At 59.2% G+C, this 17,472-nt stretch carries 19 protein-coding genes; 15 read left to right on the top strand and 4 right to left on the bottom strand.

What is annotated here, in order from left to right:
• Positions 1–80: 80 nt before the first annotated feature.
• On the bottom strand, positions 81–2,747 hold the full coding sequence (locus WNZ14_RS19005) for an EAL domain-containing protein (protein WP_342870181.1): 2,667 nt from the start codon (positions 2,745–2,747) through the stop codon (positions 81–83).
• A 603-nt stretch (positions 2,748–3,350) separates the two neighbouring features.
• On the opposite strand from WNZ14_RS19005, the gene WNZ14_RS19000 reads away from it, so the two are divergent.
• From WNZ14_RS19000 to WNZ14_RS18990, 3 genes are all read left to right on the top strand, one after another.
• Complete coding sequence (locus WNZ14_RS19000; protein ID WP_342870180.1) at positions 3,351–4,307, top strand: tripartite tricarboxylate transporter substrate binding protein; 957 nt, start codon at positions 3,351–3,353, stop codon at positions 4,305–4,307.
• A 138-nt stretch (positions 4,308–4,445) separates the two neighbouring features.
• The gene (locus WNZ14_RS18995; protein ID WP_342870179.1) at positions 4,446–5,960 is read left to right on the top strand and encodes a tripartite tricarboxylate transporter permease; all 1,515 of its coding nucleotides are present in this window, start codon (positions 4,446–4,448) and stop codon (positions 5,958–5,960) included.
• A gap of 37 nt (positions 5,961–5,997) precedes the next feature.
• Positions 5,998–6,411, top strand: coding sequence for a tripartite tricarboxylate transporter TctB family protein (locus WNZ14_RS18990; protein ID WP_342870178.1), 414 nt, complete (start codon positions 5,998–6,000; stop codon positions 6,409–6,411).
• A 23-nt stretch (positions 6,412–6,434) separates the two neighbouring features.
• Here WNZ14_RS18990 and WNZ14_RS18985 read toward each other — a convergent pair whose 3' ends face one another.
• On the bottom strand, positions 6,435–7,319 hold the full coding sequence (locus WNZ14_RS18985) for an NAD(P)-dependent oxidoreductase (RefSeq protein ID WP_342870177.1): 885 nt from the start codon (positions 7,317–7,319) through the stop codon (positions 6,435–6,437).
• A 39-nt stretch (positions 7,320–7,358) separates the two neighbouring features.
• On the bottom strand, positions 7,359–8,549 hold the full coding sequence (locus tag WNZ14_RS18980) for an NAD(P)/FAD-dependent oxidoreductase (RefSeq protein ID WP_342870176.1): 1,191 nt from the start codon (positions 8,547–8,549) through the stop codon (positions 7,359–7,361).
• A gap of 174 nt (positions 8,550–8,723) precedes the next feature.
• Here WNZ14_RS18980 and WNZ14_RS18975 point away from each other — a divergent pair, with 174 nt between their 5' ends.
• Positions 8,724–9,818, top strand: coding sequence for a hypothetical protein (locus tag WNZ14_RS18975; protein WP_342870175.1), 1,095 nt, complete (start codon positions 8,724–8,726; stop codon positions 9,816–9,818).
• Positions 9,819–9,916: 98 nt separating this feature from the next.
• On the opposite strand, the gene WNZ14_RS18970 is transcribed toward WNZ14_RS18975, so the two are convergent.
• A complete protein-coding gene (locus tag WNZ14_RS18970; protein ID WP_342870174.1) occupies positions 9,917–10,180 on the bottom strand; it encodes a hypothetical protein in 264 nt (87 codons plus the stop codon).
• 509 nt (positions 10,181–10,689) lie between these two features.
• On the opposite strand from WNZ14_RS18970, the gene WNZ14_RS18965 reads away from it, so the two are divergent.
• The 11 genes from WNZ14_RS18965 (at position 10,690) to ureG (ending at position 17,466) form a co-directional block, all read left to right on the top strand.
• Complete coding sequence (locus tag WNZ14_RS18965; RefSeq protein WP_342870173.1) at positions 10,690–11,565, top strand: urease accessory protein UreD; 876 nt, start codon at positions 10,690–10,692, stop codon at positions 11,563–11,565.
• Between the two features lie 10 nt (positions 11,566–11,575).
• The gene (locus tag WNZ14_RS18960; protein WP_342870172.1) at positions 11,576–11,878 is read left to right on the top strand and encodes an urease subunit gamma; all 303 of its coding nucleotides are present in this window, start codon (positions 11,576–11,578) and stop codon (positions 11,876–11,878) included.
• Positions 11,879–12,018: 140 nt separating this feature from the next.
• Positions 12,019–12,609 (top strand): HupE/UreJ family protein, encoded by a 591-nt coding sequence (locus WNZ14_RS18955; RefSeq protein ID WP_342870171.1) that lies wholly within the window; start codon positions 12,019–12,021, stop codon positions 12,607–12,609.
• 27 nt (positions 12,610–12,636) lie between these two features.
• Positions 12,637–12,942 (top strand): urease subunit beta, encoded by a 306-nt coding sequence (locus WNZ14_RS18950; protein WP_342870170.1) that lies wholly within the window; start codon positions 12,637–12,639, stop codon positions 12,940–12,942.
• Positions 12,942–13,253, top strand: coding sequence for a hypothetical protein (locus WNZ14_RS18945; RefSeq protein WP_342870169.1), 312 nt, complete (start codon positions 12,942–12,944; stop codon positions 13,251–13,253). The genes WNZ14_RS18950 and WNZ14_RS18945 overlap by 1 nt, the downstream gene beginning before the upstream one ends.
• Positions 13,250–13,687 (top strand): lysozyme inhibitor LprI family protein, encoded by a 438-nt coding sequence (locus tag WNZ14_RS18940; RefSeq protein WP_342870168.1) that lies wholly within the window; start codon positions 13,250–13,252, stop codon positions 13,685–13,687. The genes WNZ14_RS18945 and WNZ14_RS18940 overlap by 4 nt, the downstream gene beginning before the upstream one ends.
• Positions 13,688–13,743: 56 nt before the next feature.
• A complete protein-coding gene (ureC, locus tag WNZ14_RS18935; protein ID WP_342870167.1) occupies positions 13,744–15,456 on the top strand; it encodes an urease subunit alpha in 1,713 nt (570 codons plus the stop codon).
• A 19-nt stretch (positions 15,457–15,475) separates the two neighbouring features.
• The gene (locus WNZ14_RS18930; RefSeq protein ID WP_342870166.1) at positions 15,476–15,970 is read left to right on the top strand and encodes an urease accessory protein UreE; all 495 of its coding nucleotides are present in this window, start codon (positions 15,476–15,478) and stop codon (positions 15,968–15,970) included.
• Positions 15,963–16,181, top strand: a complete 219-nt coding sequence (locus WNZ14_RS18925; protein WP_342870165.1) for a DUF6434 domain-containing protein — start codon at positions 15,963–15,965, stop codon at positions 16,179–16,181. The genes WNZ14_RS18930 and WNZ14_RS18925 overlap by 8 nt, the downstream gene beginning before the upstream one ends.
• The gene (locus tag WNZ14_RS18920) at positions 16,178–16,837 is read left to right on the top strand and encodes an urease accessory protein UreF (RefSeq protein WP_342870164.1); all 660 of its coding nucleotides are present in this window, start codon (positions 16,178–16,180) and stop codon (positions 16,835–16,837) included. Before WNZ14_RS18925 ends, WNZ14_RS18920 begins: the two co-directional genes overlap by 4 nt.
• Entirely contained in the window at positions 16,834–17,466 is a 633-nt protein-coding gene (ureG, locus tag WNZ14_RS18915) for an urease accessory protein UreG (RefSeq protein WP_342870163.1), read from the top strand. The genes WNZ14_RS18920 and ureG overlap by 4 nt, the downstream gene beginning before the upstream one ends.
• Positions 17,467–17,472 lie beyond the last annotated feature (6 nt).

The following is a 17,472-nucleotide window of genomic DNA, read 5'->3' as shown; positions in this document are numbered from 1 at the left end:
GCCGTCATAAGGGCCGCACGGTTTCCCGGCTGTCGCTTGCTCGTTTTGCCGGTGTCGGCGGAAGGCCCGCAGGCAAAGCCTCAGGCTACCTGCCGCCAGCTTTCGTTGCGGACAAATGCCATCAGTTGGTCCGAAGTCATCGGACGGGCCAAGGCATAGCCCTGAAGTGTGTCGCAGCCAATATCGCGCAATATGGCGGCGTGCTTCATCGTTTCGATGCCTTCGGCCACCACCTTTATGCCCAAAGATTGGCCAATGTCGATAATCGAGGCAACGAGATTGCGCTGGCTTTGCGATTCGACAACCGGCGCAATCAGCTGCCGATCGATCTTCAGACGTGTCGGCTTGACCTGCAAAAGACTGACGATTGAGGCATACCCGGTGCCGAAATCGTCGATTTCAACGTCGATGCCAAGCGCTTTGAGCCGCGCAATGTTGGCGATGATGGTTTCGTTCTTGTCGTCTAGAAAGATCGACTCGAGTAACTCGAACGAGAGCGTTCCAGGATCGAATGCCAGGCCATTCAGGCTTTCGATGAGGTCATCATCGTAAAGCCTGCCCGCCGAAACATTAACCGACATTTTGGGTATCGAGAGACCTGCCGCCTTCCAGCGGGTAGATTGCCACAAGGTCTGCTCAAGGATGGCGCGGTCAATTTGCGGCACAACATTGAGTTCGCCCGCGGTATTGAGAAATGCGTCCGGCGCCAGCACTCCCTCGCTTGGATGGATCCACCGCACCAGCGCCTCGACGCCGACAATATCGAGCGTCTTTGCGTCGAATTGCGGCTGGAAATACGGAATGAACTCGTTCCGGTCTAGGCCGTTGAGAATGTCATCTGCGACGCGCTTGGTGCGGATGATTTCGGCTTTAAGCGAGGCATTGAAAAACTCGTGGCGGTTGCGTCCGTTGCTCTTGGCCCGGTAGAGCGCGATGTCAGCATCGATAAGCAGCCGCTTTCCGCAATGCGTCTTGTCCGGGTCAGCCATAGCTATCCCAATGCTGACGCCGAAACGGCATTCGTGTCCCTCGTAGGGCACGGGCTCGCGCATTTTCATGATGATCCGGCTGGCAAGCGCCGCCAGTTGCGCCTCGCTGGTCGCGGATGCAATGGCAATGATGAATTCGTCGCCGCCAATCCGGGCGACAAAATCGCCGGCGCGGACGCTGCTCGACAATACCGAGGCCGCATGGGTAAGCATAGCGTCTCCCGCAGCATGGCCCAGTGTGTCGTTGATTTGCTTGAAGCGGTCGAGGTCGATATGCAGCAAAGCGGTAACGGTGTCCCCGGCCTTTGCGCCAGCAAGCTTCTTGTCCAGAAACCGGCGGTTTGGCAGTCCGGTCAGACTGTCATGTAGCGAGTTGCGCTCCATCTGGGCGCGTGCTCCTTCAAGCTCCTTGTTGCGTTGCTCGGCGCTTTGTTTGGCTGCGAGCAGGCTAGCGTTGAGCTCGATGTCTGCCGATACATCCCAATTCACCCCAACGATGTAACGCTGGCCGCCGAGGTCTGTGTGCACGGCGCCGATGGAGCGAATCCACTTCGTCACACCTTCGCTCGTGATCACACGAAAGTTGGAGTGGAAAGTTTGGTGCTCTTTAACCGCCAGGTCGAAAGCCATCTTGGCTGGCAAACGGTCTTCGGGGTGAACCGCCGCGCGCCAGGTGTCAAGCGTGACTTGCCCGACATCGCTGGAAACACCATAGAGTTCCTTCATCCGGCTGTCCCATGTCAGTTCCAACGTGCCCAGGTTGAGCTCCCAAACACCGATCCTGGACGTTTCGAGGGCGAGCTGGTAGCGTTCTGAAAGCCGCTGAAGCTCTCGCTGCCGCCGCGCGAGTTCCTGCATGTGGGTATGGCGCAGATCATTCAGGTATCCGGCAATCGAGATCGGCAGGATAACCAGCAGTCCGGCAAGCAGGATGAGAAACCGTATCGGCCAGGCGTTCTCGGGTGTGCTGGACCAGCCGCCTGCGGGAATGGCTGCAATCTGCCAACTTCCGCTTGGCATGGAAACCTCTGATATCACCGGATCATCGTTGAAGATTTGCGGATCGCCAAAGAAAATGTCGCCCTCGCCACCAGTCGCGTCCTTTCCGCGGATGGCAATCCTGATAGGCAGGTCAGCAGACAGGAGGCCGCTCGCTGTGTAGAGCCGTTCCACGTCGACCACGGCCGACACCAGCCCCCACAGCGCCTTGCTGCCGGTATCGTCCCGTACAAAAACCGGAAAACGGCCAACAAATCCCTGTCCGCCCTGGAGCAGGTTGACTGGTCCGGCCAACACCATTTGCTCCGAGCTCACCGCGCGCATTGCAGCTTCGCGCTGGTTTTCGTTCTTTCGGTAATCAAGGCCGATGGCCTGCTGGTTGCCCTCTATCGGATACATCAGGCTGATGACCATGCCGGGAGCGCCAGCAATGCTGCGCAATTGCGAGTGTTCCCCAACCAGTCCCCTGGCGATATTTGCAAAGCGCACCTGGTCCATGTCTGGCTGCGTTGCAATGACCGCAACCAGTCCGCGGATCAGTTGAATATTGCTGTTGATGTTGCCTTCCAGTTTTGCACGCACCAGTCCAAGCTGTTCGCTGACTTTCGCCTGGGAACTCTGATAGTGAACAATGCGGTTCTGGTATTCGGCAAACACTCCGGTTGCCACGATAACAGCAAGCGCAATTCCCGCAGCCAGGATAGTCGGTCGTGACAGCAGGCGCGCACGCCGTAATTCGGGATTTGAGTTGCTCGGCATCGTAGTCCACTTGTTATCTGGCTTGAGTTCTGTGCGTTCGGCAGCAGCATCAGAAGCTGCATTGTTTCAAAACAATGCTAATTCAGAAGTATGTAATAAACACCTAAGGCGGGATTGCTGCAGGTAACCGGTGCCAAACGCTGTCTGCTCGCAACCCCTTTGGAACGAGACCGTGTCTGGCTCTGTCTATGCGACCCCCTTTATCGCCATCGAGCAGGTGTTCGACATCGACCGCGCCTAGAAGCTGACTGACGTCAAGACGTGGATCGTTTGCAAAAGCCTACAGATTGAGGTCGCGAGAGGTAAATTCGCCGACGTCGGCTTCGAGGTTTGCCTGCTATGCCAGTCTGTCCACTCAGTTCACGGCCCCGACGGGCTTCGCGGGAACAGGGTCGACGATGGAAGCGGGGGCGGCCTTTGAATATGCGATTTGCCTCGTATTCAATTTTCCCACAACGCGCATGACAAACGAAATTTCAGGTGCTTAAATGATTGAGCCGACGGCTGACCGATCTTGGGAGAAGGATGGGAGAGGGATACCGCCGGCTACATTTTGTGCGCAAATGAAAGCGCTTGCATATTGAATTTTCTCGGGAGGAAAGCATGCTTAATCTGAAAACCGTCAAGATATTGGTGATCGCCTCTGCGGTCTCGCTGGTCGCTGCGACCGGCGCCATGGCGTTTCCGGACAAATCGGTCGAATACATCATTCCGTTTGGACCTGGAGGCGAGTCCGATATTTCCGCCCGGTTCCAGCAGCCGTTTTTCAAGGACAAGTTCGGTCAGGACCTCGTGGTTTCCTACAAGCCAGGTGGCGGTGGCGCGGTCGGCTGGGCCCAGCTCAATTCGATGGCGACCGATGGCTACACGATCATGGGCGTCAACCTGCCGCATATCGTTATTCAGCCCGCGCAAAAGGATGTCGGCTACACCACGGAAGACATCAAGACATTCTACATGTTCCACTACACGCCAGATGCGATCGTGGTGACTGCCGATAGTCCCTACGAGACGCTGGCCGATCTGATTGCCGATGCCAAGGCCAATCCAGGCGCGCTGACCATGTCGGGGTCCGGCAAGGCAACAGCAAACCATCTGGCGCAGATCCGTTTTGACAAGATGGCCGACATCAAGACCACCTATGTGCCTTTCAAGGGCACCGGCGCGTCTGTCACCGCCATGCTCGGCAAGCAGGTCAAGGCGCAATGGGGCTACACCACGGTAGGAGCTGCCCAGGGAGACGCGGTCCGGATGCTGGCAGTCGCCATGGAAGAACGCCATCCCTTGTTCCCGGACGTGCCCACCTTCAAGGAACTCGGGTTTGACATGGTCGGCGGCGCCTATCGCGGCATGGCTGTTCCCAAGGACACACCGGACGAAACCGTCAAGGCGCTTTCTGACGTGTTCGGCGCAATCAACGCCGATGAGGCCTTCCGCAAGCAGATGCTTGATGGCGGCTTTGCCCTGCTTGATGTTGGCATCGATGGCATGGCCGACTTCATGAAAGCCCGCCAGGACGAGTATATCGAGGCGGCAACGGAAGCAGGCCTGCTCAACTGATCCATCGCTTTGCACCCGGGCCTTTTTGGTCTGGGTGCTCCTTTCATGAAGTGTGGCACCCTGCGCGCTGCGGGCCGCTGACTGCGGTGACTGGCCTGCGAGCGGGATATCGCGCCCAAGCTGAATGGAAAATCCCCTATGGATTTTGAACATCTGGCCAACGCTCTGACACTGACCAATCTGGCACTCGCATTGTTTGGTGTTGTCGCCGGTACGATCATTGGATCGATACCGGGGCTATCGGCGACCATGGCGGTCGCGGTGCTGGTTCCCATCACCTTTTCCATGGCGCCAGCGTCGGCGCTGATCCTGCTTGGCGCCATCTATACGGGCGCGATCTATGGCGGGGCCTATTCCGCCATCCTGCTCAACACGCCGGGCACACCCTCGGCCATCGGCACCACGTTTGACGGCTATCCCATGGCCAAGCGTGGCGACGGTGATCTCGCGGTCGCAATCGCATGCTATGCAAGTGTTTTTGGCGGGATGGTCGGAGCTCTGGCGCTGCTGCTGCTGGCACCGCCCCTGTCCTCGGTCGCGCTGGCCTTCGGGCCGGTCGAATATCTGTGGCTGTCGATCTTTGGCCTGTCGCTGATCGCCTCGTTATCGACCGGCAATGTGCTCAAGGGGCTCGCCGGTGGAGCCCTCGGTCTGCTCCTGTCCTGTGTCGGCGTTGCTGAAATTTCGGCCGACATCCGCCTGACCTTCGGCAGCCCGACAATGATCGGCGGCATCGAGGTGGTCGGTGCGCTGATCGGTCTTTATTGCATCCCGGTACTGATTGACCTGGTGGCAACGCCCGAGCGCCATCTCAAGGTCGAGGAGGGCGGTCGCGCGGTCCGTTTCCGCGAAGGTGCCATCATTGCCTGGCGCTCGCGTTTGAATCTCTTACGCTCCTCGATCATCGGCACCGTGATCGGTATCCTGCCGGGCGCAGGTGGCTCTGTTGCAGGCCTCGTGGCCTATTCCGAGGCCAAGCGCACCGCGAAGCCTGGGCAGAGGTTCGGCGAGGGTGAGCCAGACGGCGTCATGGCGACAGAAGCTGCCAACAATGCCACTGTCGGTGGCGGCTTTATCCCGACGCTGGTGCTGGGAATTCCAGGGACGCCACCGGATGCGGTCATTCTTGGAGCGCTGCTGGTTCAGGGTGTGCGAACAGGTCCGACGCTGTTTGAGAGCGGCGGCTCTATTGTCTACACCTTCATTTTTGGTCTGTTCATCGCCACCATCCTCATGCTGCCGACGGGATTGCTGATCGGGCGCTATGCATACAAGACCATTGTTACCATCCCCAAGACCATTCTGGTGCCCGCCGTTGGCTTCATGACCATAATCGGCACCTTTGCCATTCGCAATTCGATCTCCGATGTCATCATCATGATTGTGCTGGGAACAGTTGGCTGGGTGCTGTCGCGCTTCGGTTTTGCCGCATCGCCTATCGTGCTTGGGCTCATCCTCGGCCCGATTGCCGAGCAGGGCTTCGTGCAGGCCTGGATCATCGGCGATGCCACCGGCAACCTCACCGGCATGTTCTTTGGCCGGCCAATCTCGCTGGCGATCATCGCCTTCACCATCCTGTCACTGATCTACCCGGTGATTCAGGACAGGCGGGCCAAACGTCTTCTCAAACTGCAGGCCAATGCAAATGATTGAAACAGCAACCAGATCCACGAGGAAAGACGTCGGGACAATGATTGTCGCGAGCCTTTTCATCGGCATCGGCCTGATCACGCTTTACGATGTGACGACTTATTCAGACAGCGATTCCGTGGTTTTCCCGACCTTTGTCGCCTATGCGTTGATCTTCTGTTCCGTGCTGGTGATCATCGCTTCCTGGCTGCGGCCCAGCCAGGACAATGGTTTCGGCAGCGGCGACTGGTGGCGCAGGCTGCTGCTGGTGGCAACCATGCTTGCATGCGGTTTCCTCATGCCGGTCAGCGGTTTTTTGCCCGCCACGGCAATTGCCTTCGCCGGCGGCCTGATCGCCGCGCGGCATGAGGGCTGGGACGCCAGAAGCGCGGTCGTATTCGCGGCTTCCGGCGTCTTCATCATGGCTGGTTTCTACAGCCTGTTCAGGTTCGCGCTCGGCGTGCCCCTGCCATGATAGGCAGAGGCTCAGGCATTGGGCTACTTCACATATTTGCGCCAGTTGTGGTCTTCCTTAAAGCCCAGCATCTCGCGGATCTTGAGGTTTGAGTACAACGCTTCATGCTCGCCCATCTCGCGGGTAAACGGCACGCCGGGGAAAAACTGCTCGGCGATCTTTGCTGTCGGCATGTCGACCGAGTTGGTGTCATTGCCGGCGTTGAAGATCTGATATCCGAGCCCGTCGGTCTCAAGGCACCGATCGACGATCTGGCCCAGATCGCGCGCGTCGATATAGCAGAAGATGTTGCGGCGACGGACGCCAGGATCGACGAAGAAGCCGGGGAACCGGTCATATTCGTCGGGCTCCATCACGTTGCCGATACGAAGCGCGTAGATGTCAAAGCCCGAGCGGCGCTGGAAACTGCGCGCGGTCTGTTCGTTGACGACCTTGGACATGCCGTAGGAATCCATCGGATTGACATCCATGTCTTCTTGCACCGGCAGCGATGCGGGGCTGACCTCGCCATCGGCAAAGCACACGCCATAGGTGGTTTCCGACGAGGCGATGATGATCTTGCGGATGCCAAGTTTCACCGCTGCTTCGATCACGTTGTAGGTGCCCACCGTGTTGATGCGGAATGTCTCGTTGTCTGGGCGGATAAGAATCCGCGGCACGGCGGCGAAATGAACCACAGCGTCGAATTTCGGCACGCCGGTTCCGGGCTCCAGCTCATCGAAATTGGCGTAGCTGGTCATGGCATTGAACATCTGACCTGAATCGGTGATGTCGGCGGTCAGATTGTCGACGACTGGATGATCGAGCGGCGTGAGGTCTACATTGACCACGTGGTGACCGCGATCAACGAGATAGGGCACCACATGTTTGCCGGCCTTGCCGGACCCTCCGGTGAACAATACTCGCATCGCTGTCTCCTTCGCTTTTTTCTTGTCTGATGCAGCGCGTCAGGCGCTGCGGCCGGCTGCGGCCCCGGAAGACCAAGCCCATTGAAAATTGTGCCCGCCGAGATGACCGGTCACATCCACCACTTCCCCAATGAAATGCAGCCCCGGAACCAGGCTGCTCTCCATGGTTTTCTGATTGATCCTGGCCGTGTCGACCCCACCCAGCGTGACTTCCGCCGTGCGGTAGCCCTCGGTTCCGCCGGGCATGATACGGAAATTCCGCAGGCCGGCCACTATCTCTTCTATCGCTACATTGCTCAAGTCCGCCAGCCGTGATGCCGTCTCCCCGGCCTCATTGCCGAGCTGCTGCGCCAGCCGCTTGGGCAGAACCTCGCCCAGAGCGGTCCAGATCGATGCCTTGGGACGAGACGCGCGTTCCGCTTTCACATGCGCTGCAAGATCAGTTCCGGGTGTCAGATCAATGGCGACACTGTCGCCCTCGCGCCAGTAGGATGAGACCTGCAGCATCGCCGGCCCGGAGAGCCCGCGATGGGTAAACAGCATGGCTTCGCCAAATGCCGCGCCATTGCACGACGCATGCACATCAAGCGAGAGACCCGACAGGCTGCCCCAGCTGTCATGCATGTTGGATGCCCAGGTGAAAGGCACAAGCCCGGCCCGGGTTTCGGTCACCGCATGCCCGAACTGCTTGGCTAGGTCATAGCCAAGTGCGGTTGCGCCCATCTTGGGGATGGATTTGCCACCTGTGGCAACGACCAGCGACTGCGATTGCCAGGTGCCCGCGCTGGTGCGTGTCTGAAACCCGCCATCCACACGGCTGATCTCCAAAATGGCTGTTGTCAGTTCCAGCTGCGCCGAGACCTCGCGCATGTCATCGGTCAGCATGGCGATGATTTCGCGTGCCGATCCGTCGCAAAACAGCTGACCCAGAGTTTTCTCATGAAAGGCAATGTTGCGGGCTTTGACCCGATCGATGAAATCGTGCTGGGTGAAGGATTTCAGCGCCGAGATGGCAAAATGCGGGTTGTTTGAAATGAAGTTCGCCGGTGTGCAGTGCAGATTGGTGAAGTTGCAGCGGCCGCCGCCGGAAATGCGGATTTTCTCGCCCGGTGCCTGTGCATGGTCGATCACTACCACCGAGCGGCCTCGACGACCCGCCTCGATGGCGCACATCATGCCTGCAGCGCCAGCGCCCAGCACAACAACATCGGTTTTGGTGGTGGCTGACATGCAGTCTCCGGAGTGAGGCGAACTGGCTCGGACCGAACGCCTTGATTAAGACCGAAGCCATTAACAGACCGGGCGCTTGCAACAAACCCCGGACTGGCAACTTCGCTTGACGGGCGCAGTTGCCAGCTATGCATCAGTAGCGATAGGAAAGCTGCAGCCCCAACGGATTTGACCATGGCCCTGCATTCCTTCGAACTCGACCCCGTTTCTCTCAGCATTGACTTGAGTGTCGGCCATATCGTTGATCTGAAGATCAAGGACGGCGACCGCATTCTGTCTCCACTTCACCGCGCGCCTTGGGTTGATGAGCCGGCGGCCGAGTTCCCCGATGGGACCGCACCGAACGTGAAGCGTCTTTCGGGAGATTTCTTCTGTGCGCCGTTTGGCCGGAACGACGCGGAGGAGGGGCCATCGCACGGTTGGCCAGCCAACAGTGCCTGGGACCACATCGAAACCATCAGGCAAGATGATCGTATCACGGTCATTTTCCGGCTCCAAAGGCATGTCATGGGAGCCTCCGTCGAAAAGCGGATCACCTTGGTCACCGGTCACCCCTTTGTCTACCAGGAGCACCGGTTCACAGGAGGCGCGGGCGGGGTCTCTGCTGCTCACCATGTCATGGTGCATATGGCCGATGGCGGCGAGATCGCTTTCTCTCCCAAGCAGGGCGCTCAGACACCGCCCGAAGCGCTGGAAACCGATCCGGAACGTGGCCGTTCCATTCTTGCCTACCCCGCCGAGACTGAAGACTTGCAGGCCTTTCCGCTGGCAGACGGCGGAACCGCAGATCTCACCGTCTATCCGCTAGCTGAGGGGCACGAGGATTTCCTGACACTTATAGAGGCGCCGGGACGTGCGCTGGGCTGGACTGTTGCCAGCCGCAAGGCTGAACAGGACAGGATCATTGTGCTCAAGCGCCCCGATAGTCTTCCTGTCACGATGCTGTGGATGAGCAATGGCGGGCGCGACTATGCGCCCTGGTCCGGCCGCCACACTGGTGTTCTGGGGATTGAGGACGCACGCGCGTCCCCGCTCGGACATGCAGACTCTTGCAGGGAAAACGATTTGAGCCGCCGAGGCATTCCGACTGCCTTTGCGCTCTCAACCGGTCAGACAATAACCGTTCGCCAGGTGATAGGCGCCTGCGCATCCGGGTCTGACGAGAGCTGCGTGGGCGATGTGAGGGCCGAAGAAAGTGCTTTGATGCTGTTATTCAAGGATGGTGGCAGTCGCAGCCTCGGCTATGATCCGGATTTTCTGGCTGGATAGCACGCCAGCTACGTTTGGCACCATCTCTGGTCGTCAACGAAAAATGCAGCCCCCGACTATGGTCAGGGACTGCATCTAACTTCAAATCATAACCGGTATTAGCAGCGGGCTTCGTAGCTGCCGCCGCGGCCGTCGGAGTAACGGCACATGCCGGGAGTGGTAGCCGCACCGAGAAGACCGCCAGCAGCTGCGCCGATCAGGGCACCACCTGCAACATTGTTGCCGGTTGCTGCAGCGATAAGTGCGCCGCCTCCTGCGCCGACAGCTGCGCCGCCTGCTGCCCGCTGCTCGGTTGTCGTGCAACCGGCTGCTGCCAGAAGGGATATTGCTGCGAGGGTGGAAAGAACGAGTCTGGTCATCAAAGGCTCCATCATGGGGTGCTATTTTTTACTTGGAGGCAAATTCACTCGAATGGTGAAGTCTGCTTCCGGGCCACAGTTTCATTGTAGAGGATAACGATGGCGGACACCATCATGGAGATGCTCATTGCAAGTGCAAGGGTCGATATCAACATGGTCAGTCCTTTCGTATCATTCTTTGTCTGTTTCGCCTCATCAACGCCGCAAGTCCGGTTTTGGTTGCGTCTGCCCTGAAATTTTTTTGCACAATCGTTTTGCCATCCGCGCTTTCTTGGATGCCGGGCTGCCAATTCCCGAATGCGCAGAGCTGCAGCGACCGCTGCAAATGCCGAATCGCCGGCTTGGAACAGCCCATGCGGCTTGCTGCGTTGGATGCGTAAATTTTAACCGGTGTGCCTGCCTTTTGATCATCTAAAGGGGGCGGCGTGGGTTTCCGATGCATGGTCGATGAAAGCACTTGCGCCCGGGCATGGCTTTTCCGATGATCGGGTCCCGCAGTTTAAAGGACGCCCATGACCTCCTTGTTTCCGCTTCCGACACCGCAAGACAGTGTTGCCATGCAGCGGACGCGCGGAGCTGGCCGTCTTTCGGTCAAGCGGTCGGCCGGTGAAAGCCGCATTGATCGTCTGTTTCAGGAAGGCTCGGCTCGTATTCGTATCCCGCGTGTTCCGCCCGGATCTCCGCTTGAGGCCGTGCTGATCAACACCGCAGGTGGGTTGACTGGCGGCGACCGCATGGACTGGACCTTCGAGGCGGGCGAGGGGGCCGCGATGACGCTCGCCACCCAGGCCTGCGAAAAGACCTACAAGGCGCACGGTACCAGCGAAGCGCAGGTTATGGTCAAGCTGAAACTCAACCCCGAAAGTTCCCTGGCCTGGCTGCCGCAGGAAACCATCCTGTTTGATCGCGCACGGCTCACGCGGTCCATAGACGTGGATATGGCTGAGGGATCGCGGCTCCTGATGGTCGAGCCGGTGGTCTTTGGCCGCCTTGCCATGAAGGAATCCGTTACCGAGGGGCATTTCCGTGATCGCTGGCGTATCGTGAAGGAAGGGCATTTGCTTCATGCCGAGGATATGCGCCTCGGTCCCGATATCGCCGGTACCCTGGCGCGCATGGCTGTGGCCGGAGGCGGGTTGGCTATGGCGACGGTGCTTATGATCGCGCCGGAAGCCGAAGGCAGGCTGGCGGATGCCCGCAAGCTGATCGGCGATCTTGGCGGTGCGAGCTTTCTGCTGTCCAGCAGTCCTGACGGCAAAAAGCCTGAAACTGGCAAGCTTCTTGCTCGGATTGTAGCCAGAGACAGCTATGAATTGCGCAAAGTCCTTGTACCATTAATTCGCCTGCTTAATCCGCTGGGCGGCATGCCGAAAGTCTGGTCGATATGAAAGAGACGCCATGAACCTGACACCAAGGGAAAAAGACAAACTGCTCATCGCGATGGCCGCCATCGTGGCGCGCAAGAGGCTGGAGCGGGGCGTCAAGCTCAACCATCCCGAAGCCATCGCGCTGATCACCGATTTCGTTGTCGAAGGGGCACGTGATGGTCGCGCGGTGTCCGATCTCATGGAAGCCGGCGCTCATGTGATCACCCGCGACCAGGTGATGGAGGGTATCGCCGAAATGATCCATGACATCCAGGTCGAGGCCACGTTCCCCGACGGCACCAAACTGGTGACCGTACACGAACCGATAAGGTGAGGGGAGTTTGCAGTGAGCAGAATTTGCCCCCTCGACATCGCGCATCGCGAATGGGAAATATCAGTCCGCACGCTTCGTGCATTCATCCTGTCGGCGTGACCAATCGAGGGCGCCGTGTTGACTAAAGAAGGACTTTCAAGATGATCAAACGCATATTCATTGCCATAGCAGCAATTGCCGCCGTTACGGCACCAGCTTTCGCCCACCTCAATCCTGCCGAACATGGCTCGCTTGCTGCCGGGTTCTCGCATCCCCTGTTTGGCCTCGACCATGTTCTGGTGATGGTGGCGGTTGGCCTCTGGGCGGCATCGCTTGGTGGACGCAAGATGCTGATTGTCCCTGCAGCCTTCGTCGGCGCGATGGGCCTTGGATTTGCCGCAGCCATCGCTGGCATGCCGCTTCCCTTCGTCGAGCCGGTGATCCTGGCCTCGATCATCTTCATCGGTCTGATGGTGGCTATGGCGCTGCCGTTTTCCGTTGCCGGCATGGCAGCCAGCGTGGCTTTCTTTGCATTCTTTCATGGTCATGCCCACGGCGGCGAATTGGGGCAGGCAGGGGCTATGAGCTTTGCCGTCGGCTTCATGCTTGCAACCGCGGTTCTGCACGCCACCGGCATTGCGCTTGGCGTTGGCTTCGCTCGTCTTCAGGCGGGACATGGAAAATCACTTTTGACCCGCTCGGCAGGTGTCGCAACCGCCGTCGCAGGTTTGGCGCTGGCTTTTGCTGGCTGATTGCAATCGGATACGGAGAAAACGCAGATGATCCCAGGTGAAATTTTGACGCCGGAAGGCGACATTGAACTCAACACGGGTGCTGCAACGTTAACGCTGAAGGTCGCCAACACTGGCGACCGCCCGGTTCAGGTCGGCAGCCATTACCATTTCTTCGAAGCCAATCCGTCCCTGAGCTTTGACCGCGCCAAGGCGCGCGGTCAAAGACTTGATATCGCTGCCGGTACCGCCGTGCGGTTTGAGCCCGGCCAGGAACGCGATGTCACGCTGGTGCCGCTCTCGGGCGGTCGCGAGGTTTATGGCTTTCGCCAGGAGATCATGGGCAAACTCTGATGGCAAAGCACAAGTCAAATCCGTTCGATATCTGGAAAACCAGTATGGAAATGGGCTCTCTGGCGCTTGAGACGCAGGCCGTTGTCACCATGCGCATGATGGGAATAGCCGGTCTCTGGCCGGTGACAAAATCGGAAAACAAACGCATGCTTTCGGAAAAGCTTCCGGCCTTTGCCAAAGCGGCTAGCGCAGCCACGAGTGCTGCATTGACGGGCGGGCGTGCAGACCAGATTGTCTCTGCTGCCACCAAATCTCTCACCACCAAGGCGCGGTCCAACCGCAAGCGGCTGGCAAAAAGGATCGCACCATGAATGGTACCACACCGCGCCGGGCGCGATTGTTGCCGTTGGTGCTTGTCTGCACGCTTTGGGGTGGTTCTGCGCTCGCCGATGACAAGCCGGACTGCATCGATCCGCAGACGCAGATGGAAATGACCTACTGCGCCGGCGTTGACTATGAGCAGGCGGATGCGGACCTCAATGAGATCTGGCCAAAGATCGTGGCTGAAGCAAAAGAGAATGACGAATACGTTGCCGAAATGGCGCGTGAGCGCGGCGTCCCAACGACGCTCGAAGCGCTTCGCACGGCCCAGCGTGCCTGGATCACGTTCCGTGATGCGCAATGCGAATACGAGGCCTACGAAGTTTTCGGTGGAACCGCCCAGCCAATGGTCGGCAGCCTCTGCCTTGCCCGACTGACCCGCGAACGCATCGAAGTGCTCAAGCAGGCGCTTGTCACGCGCTGATGGCCCGTCTTTTGCTTGTTCAGACGAGTGCCTGTTAAACGAAACGAGGATCGCCTATGCCCGCCAAGATCACCCGCGCCTCCTATGCCGCCATGTATGGCCCGACCGTTGGCGACAAGGTTAGGCTTGCCGACACTGAACTTTTCATCGAGGTCGAGAAGGATTTCACCACCTACGGTGAAGAGGTCAAGTTTGGCGGTGGCAAGGTGATCCGCGACGGCATGGGTCAAAGCCAGGTGACCCGCGCTGACGGTGCAGTCGATACGGTGATCACCAATGCGCTGGTGGTGGATCATACCGGCATCTTCAAGGCTGACATTGGCCTGCGCGACGGCCGCATTGCAGCCATCGGCAAGGCTGGCAATCCCGACACCCAGCCAGGCGTCGACATCATCGTCGGACCAGGAACCGAAGTTATCGCCGGAGAGGGCAAGATCCTCACCGCCGGCGGTTTTGACAGCCATATTCATTTCATCTGCCCGCAGCAGATCGAGGAAGCGCTGATGAGCGGGTTGACCACCATGCTTGGCGGCGGCACAGGCCCGGCGCACGGCACGCTGGCCACCACCTGCACCCCGGGTCCTTGGCACATTGGTCGCATGATCCAGGCCATGGATGCGTTTCCGATGAACATCGGGTTGTCGGGCAAGGGCAATGCCTCGAAGCCTGCAGCCCTTGAGGAAATGATCCTTGGCGGCGCTTGTGCGCTCAAACTGCATGAGGACTGGGGCACCACGCCGGCGGCCATCGACAATTGTCTTTCAGTTGCCGATCAGTACGACGTCCAGGTGATGATCCACACCGACACGCTCAACGAGAGCGGCTTTGTAGAAAGCACGGTCGATGCCATCAAGGGCCGTACCATTCACGCCTTCCACACAGAAGGCGCCGGTGGCGGCCATGCACCCGACATCATCAAGGTCTGCGGGCTCAAGAACGTCATCCCGTCCTCGACCAACCCGACCCGGCCCTACACGGTCAACACCATCGCCGAGCATCTCGACATGCTGATGGTCTGCCATCATCTCGACAGCTCGATCCCCGAGGACATTGCTTTCGCCGAAAGCCGCATCCGCAAGGAAACGATCGCGGCCGAAGACATTCTGCACGATATCGGCGCGTTCTCGATCATCGCGTCGGACAGTCAGGCCATGGGCCGCGTCGGCGAGGTCATCATCCGCACATGGCAGACCGCCGACAAGATGAAGCGCCAGCGTGGGCCCTTGCCGGAAGAGAATGGCGACAACGACAATTTCCGCGTCCGCCGTTACATCGCCAAATACACTATCAACCCGGCCATTGCGCAGGGCGTTTCCAAGCACATCGGCTCTATCGAAGTCGGCAAGCGCGCCGATCTGGTGATGTGGAACCCGGCCTTCTTCGGCGTCAAACCTGACATGGTGTTGCTGGGCGGCATGATCGCGGCTGCACCCATGGGCGACCCGAACGCCTCGATTCCAACGCCGCAGCCGGTGCACTATCGCAACATGTTCGGTGCTTACGGCAGGGCGCGGACCGAATCGTCCGTCACCTTCGTCAGCCAGGCGGCAATCGAGGACGGACTGTCCCACAAGCTGGGCACGGCCAAGCAGATGTGCGCCGTCGAAAACACCCGCGGCGGCATCTCCAAATCCTCGATGCTGCTCAACAGCGCGCTGCCCCATATCGAAGTTGATCCGGAAACCTATGAAGTTCGGGCCGATGGTGAACTGCTGACCTGTGAACCGGCAACCGTGTTGCCGATGGCGCAACGGTATTTCCTGTTTTGATCGAGCTGGGGGGAACTGCATGACGCTTCCTTCAGCCAATTCGGTCAGAAGGGGTTTTGATACGCCCGCCGCCACCATCACGCTGGATGAGACTGCGCGCCATCGCCGGCGCATGCGCATGGTTTCAGACCGGCTGGAGAATGGGTCAACGATCACCTTCCTGCTCGATCTGCCGCAGGCGCGGCTGTTGTGCCATGGTGACGGATTGGTGCTTGATGATGGCCGTATCATCGAGGTCCGCGCTGAACCTGAGCCATTGATGGAGGTGCGGGGCAGTGACGCCCGGCATCTGCTGTCGCTCGCCTGGCAGATCGGCAACCGCCATCTTGCGGCGGAAATCACCGAAACGATGATCCGGCTGAGGCGTGATCATGTGATCCGCGACATGCTCATTGGCCTGGGTGCAACGGTCCAAGACATAGAGGCGCCGTTTGTGCCTGAAGGCGGTGCCTACGGCGGTGTGCATGCCAGCCACCACCATGACGACCACGATCATGGTCATAGTCATGACTGAAAGACGCGACTGGCACAGCGATCCGATCACGGGTGATACCGTGATCGACGCCGACTATCGCAACACCCAGAATGTGCGCCGCTTTTTTAATGCGGCCATTGGCGAACGCTTCAAGTTCAACCGCTCCTTCATGGCGTGGATGAAAGCCCATGCGGGTTCAACCATGGCGGACGCTGTGGCGGAGTGGCTGCGCCGCGAGGCTGCGAAATGAGCGATGCAACAGCACTTCTGCGGCTCATGAGTTGGCTGTCTCCGGTTTTCCCGATTGGCGGATTTGCCTATTCCGCAGGCCTGGAACAAGCGGTCCACGCCGGCCACGTCATTGAAAGCACCTCGCTTTCGGACTGGATCAACGTGCAGCTGACCCAAGGGGCACAGTGGAACGACGCTGTCATTTTGGTGGAGGCGCACCGCTGCAAGGACGACAGGGGGCAACTCGCCGAGCTGTCCTCGCTCTGCAAGGCTCTGTGTGTTGGCCAGGAACGGCTTAACGAAACGGTGGGGCAGGGGACTTCGTTTGTTCAGGCCGTTTCGCATTGGGTCGAACCCGGTCACTTTCCGGGCAGGGCAACGCCGCTGCCGGTGGCCGTTGGCGTTGCTGCCGGAATTGACGGGATCGCCCCGCGCCTGACTGTCGGCGCCTATCTGCACGCCTTTGTATCCAATCAGCTGCAATGTGCCATAAGGCTGTCAGTGGTCGGTCAGGATGGCGCTGCAAAAGCCCTTGCCGGCCTTGAGATCAGTGTCGAGCAGACCGCTGAGCGCGCCGCCCGCTCGACACTGGAAGATCTTGGCGGCGCGGCCTTTATCGCCGATATTGCCTCCATGAACCACGAGATCCTCCAGCCACGGTTGTTTCTGTCATGACTTCATCGAATGGCCCTCTCCGCATCGGCATCGGCGGTCCGGTTGGCTCCGGCAAGACCGCGCTGACCGACAAGCTGTGCAAGGCGATGCGCGACACCTATTCCATCGGCGTGATCACCAATGACATCTACACCCGGGAGGACGCCGAGGCGCTGGTCCGCATGCAGGCGTTGCCGTCCGACCGGGTGATCGGTGTCGAGACCGGCGGATGTCCGCATACGGCAATCCGCGAGGACGCGTCGCTCAATCTGCGCGCCATCGATGCGCTCAACGAGCGTCATCCTGATCTGGACATCATCTTCATCGAATCCGGCGGGGACAATCTTGCCGCAACGTTTTCGCCTGATCTCGCCGATCTGACGATCTATGTGATTTCGGTCTGTCAGGGCGAGGAGATCCCGCGCAAGGGCGGGCCGGCGATCACCCGGTCGGATCTTCTGCTGATCAACAAGATGGATCTCGCACCCCATGTCGGCGCGGATCTTGCAGTCATGGAACGCGATGCGTCCGCTGGCCGGAAAGGCCGACCACACCTGTTTACCGACATGCGGCGTGGTGCCGGTATCGAGGATGTGGTGGCATTCATCGAGGAAACCGGCGGACTTCGAGCAGCCACGGCGGCGCAATAACCCGGG

It is taken from the genome of Hoeflea sp. AS60 (genome assembly GCF_038900115.1).
GTDB lineage: Bacteria > Pseudomonadota > Alphaproteobacteria > Rhizobiales > Rhizobiaceae > Hoeflea.
Note: the sequence above shows the minus strand (reverse complement) of the source record. Positions and strands in the feature narration are given on the sequence as shown.

Excerpts from the sequence above, each read along its gene's own strand:
- WNZ14_RS19005 (WP_342870181.1), bottom strand. The coding sequence starts at position 2,747 with ATGCCGAGCAACTCAAATCCCGAATTACGGCGTGCGCGCCTGCTGTCA.
- WNZ14_RS19000 (WP_342870180.1), top strand. The coding sequence starts at position 3,351 with ATGCTTAATCTGAAAACCGTCAAGATATTGGTGATCGCCTCTGCGGTC.
- WNZ14_RS18995 (WP_342870179.1), top strand. The coding sequence starts at position 4,446 with ATGGATTTTGAACATCTGGCCAACGCTCTGACACTGACCAATCTGGCA.
- WNZ14_RS18990 (WP_342870178.1), top strand. The coding sequence starts at position 5,998 with ATGATTGTCGCGAGCCTTTTCATCGGCATCGGCCTGATCACGCTTTAC.
- WNZ14_RS18985 (WP_342870177.1), bottom strand. The coding sequence starts at position 7,319 with ATGCGAGTATTGTTCACCGGAGGGTCCGGCAAGGCCGGCAAACATGTG.
- WNZ14_RS18980 (WP_342870176.1), bottom strand. The coding sequence starts at position 8,549 with ATGTCAGCCACCACCAAAACCGATGTTGTTGTGCTGGGCGCTGGCGCT.
- WNZ14_RS18975 (WP_342870175.1), top strand. The coding sequence starts at position 8,724 with ATGGCCCTGCATTCCTTCGAACTCGACCCCGTTTCTCTCAGCATTGAC.
- WNZ14_RS18965 (WP_342870173.1), top strand. The coding sequence starts at position 10,690 with ATGACCTCCTTGTTTCCGCTTCCGACACCGCAAGACAGTGTTGCCATG.
- WNZ14_RS18960 (WP_342870172.1), top strand. The coding sequence starts at position 11,576 with ATGAACCTGACACCAAGGGAAAAAGACAAACTGCTCATCGCGATGGCC.
- WNZ14_RS18955 (WP_342870171.1), top strand. The coding sequence starts at position 12,019 with ATGATCAAACGCATATTCATTGCCATAGCAGCAATTGCCGCCGTTACG.
- WNZ14_RS18950 (WP_342870170.1), top strand. The coding sequence starts at position 12,637 with ATGATCCCAGGTGAAATTTTGACGCCGGAAGGCGACATTGAACTCAAC.
- WNZ14_RS18945 (WP_342870169.1), top strand. The coding sequence starts at position 12,942 with ATGGCAAAGCACAAGTCAAATCCGTTCGATATCTGGAAAACCAGTATG.
- WNZ14_RS18940 (WP_342870168.1), top strand. The coding sequence starts at position 13,250 with ATGAATGGTACCACACCGCGCCGGGCGCGATTGTTGCCGTTGGTGCTT.
- ureC (WP_342870167.1), top strand. The coding sequence starts at position 13,744 with ATGCCCGCCAAGATCACCCGCGCCTCCTATGCCGCCATGTATGGCCCG.
- WNZ14_RS18930 (WP_342870166.1), top strand. The coding sequence starts at position 15,476 with ATGACGCTTCCTTCAGCCAATTCGGTCAGAAGGGGTTTTGATACGCCC.
- WNZ14_RS18925 (WP_342870165.1), top strand. The coding sequence starts at position 15,963 with ATGACTGAAAGACGCGACTGGCACAGCGATCCGATCACGGGTGATACC.
- WNZ14_RS18920 (WP_342870164.1), top strand. The coding sequence starts at position 16,178 with ATGAGCGATGCAACAGCACTTCTGCGGCTCATGAGTTGGCTGTCTCCG.
- ureG (WP_342870163.1), top strand. The coding sequence starts at position 16,834 with ATGACTTCATCGAATGGCCCTCTCCGCATCGGCATCGGCGGTCCGGTT.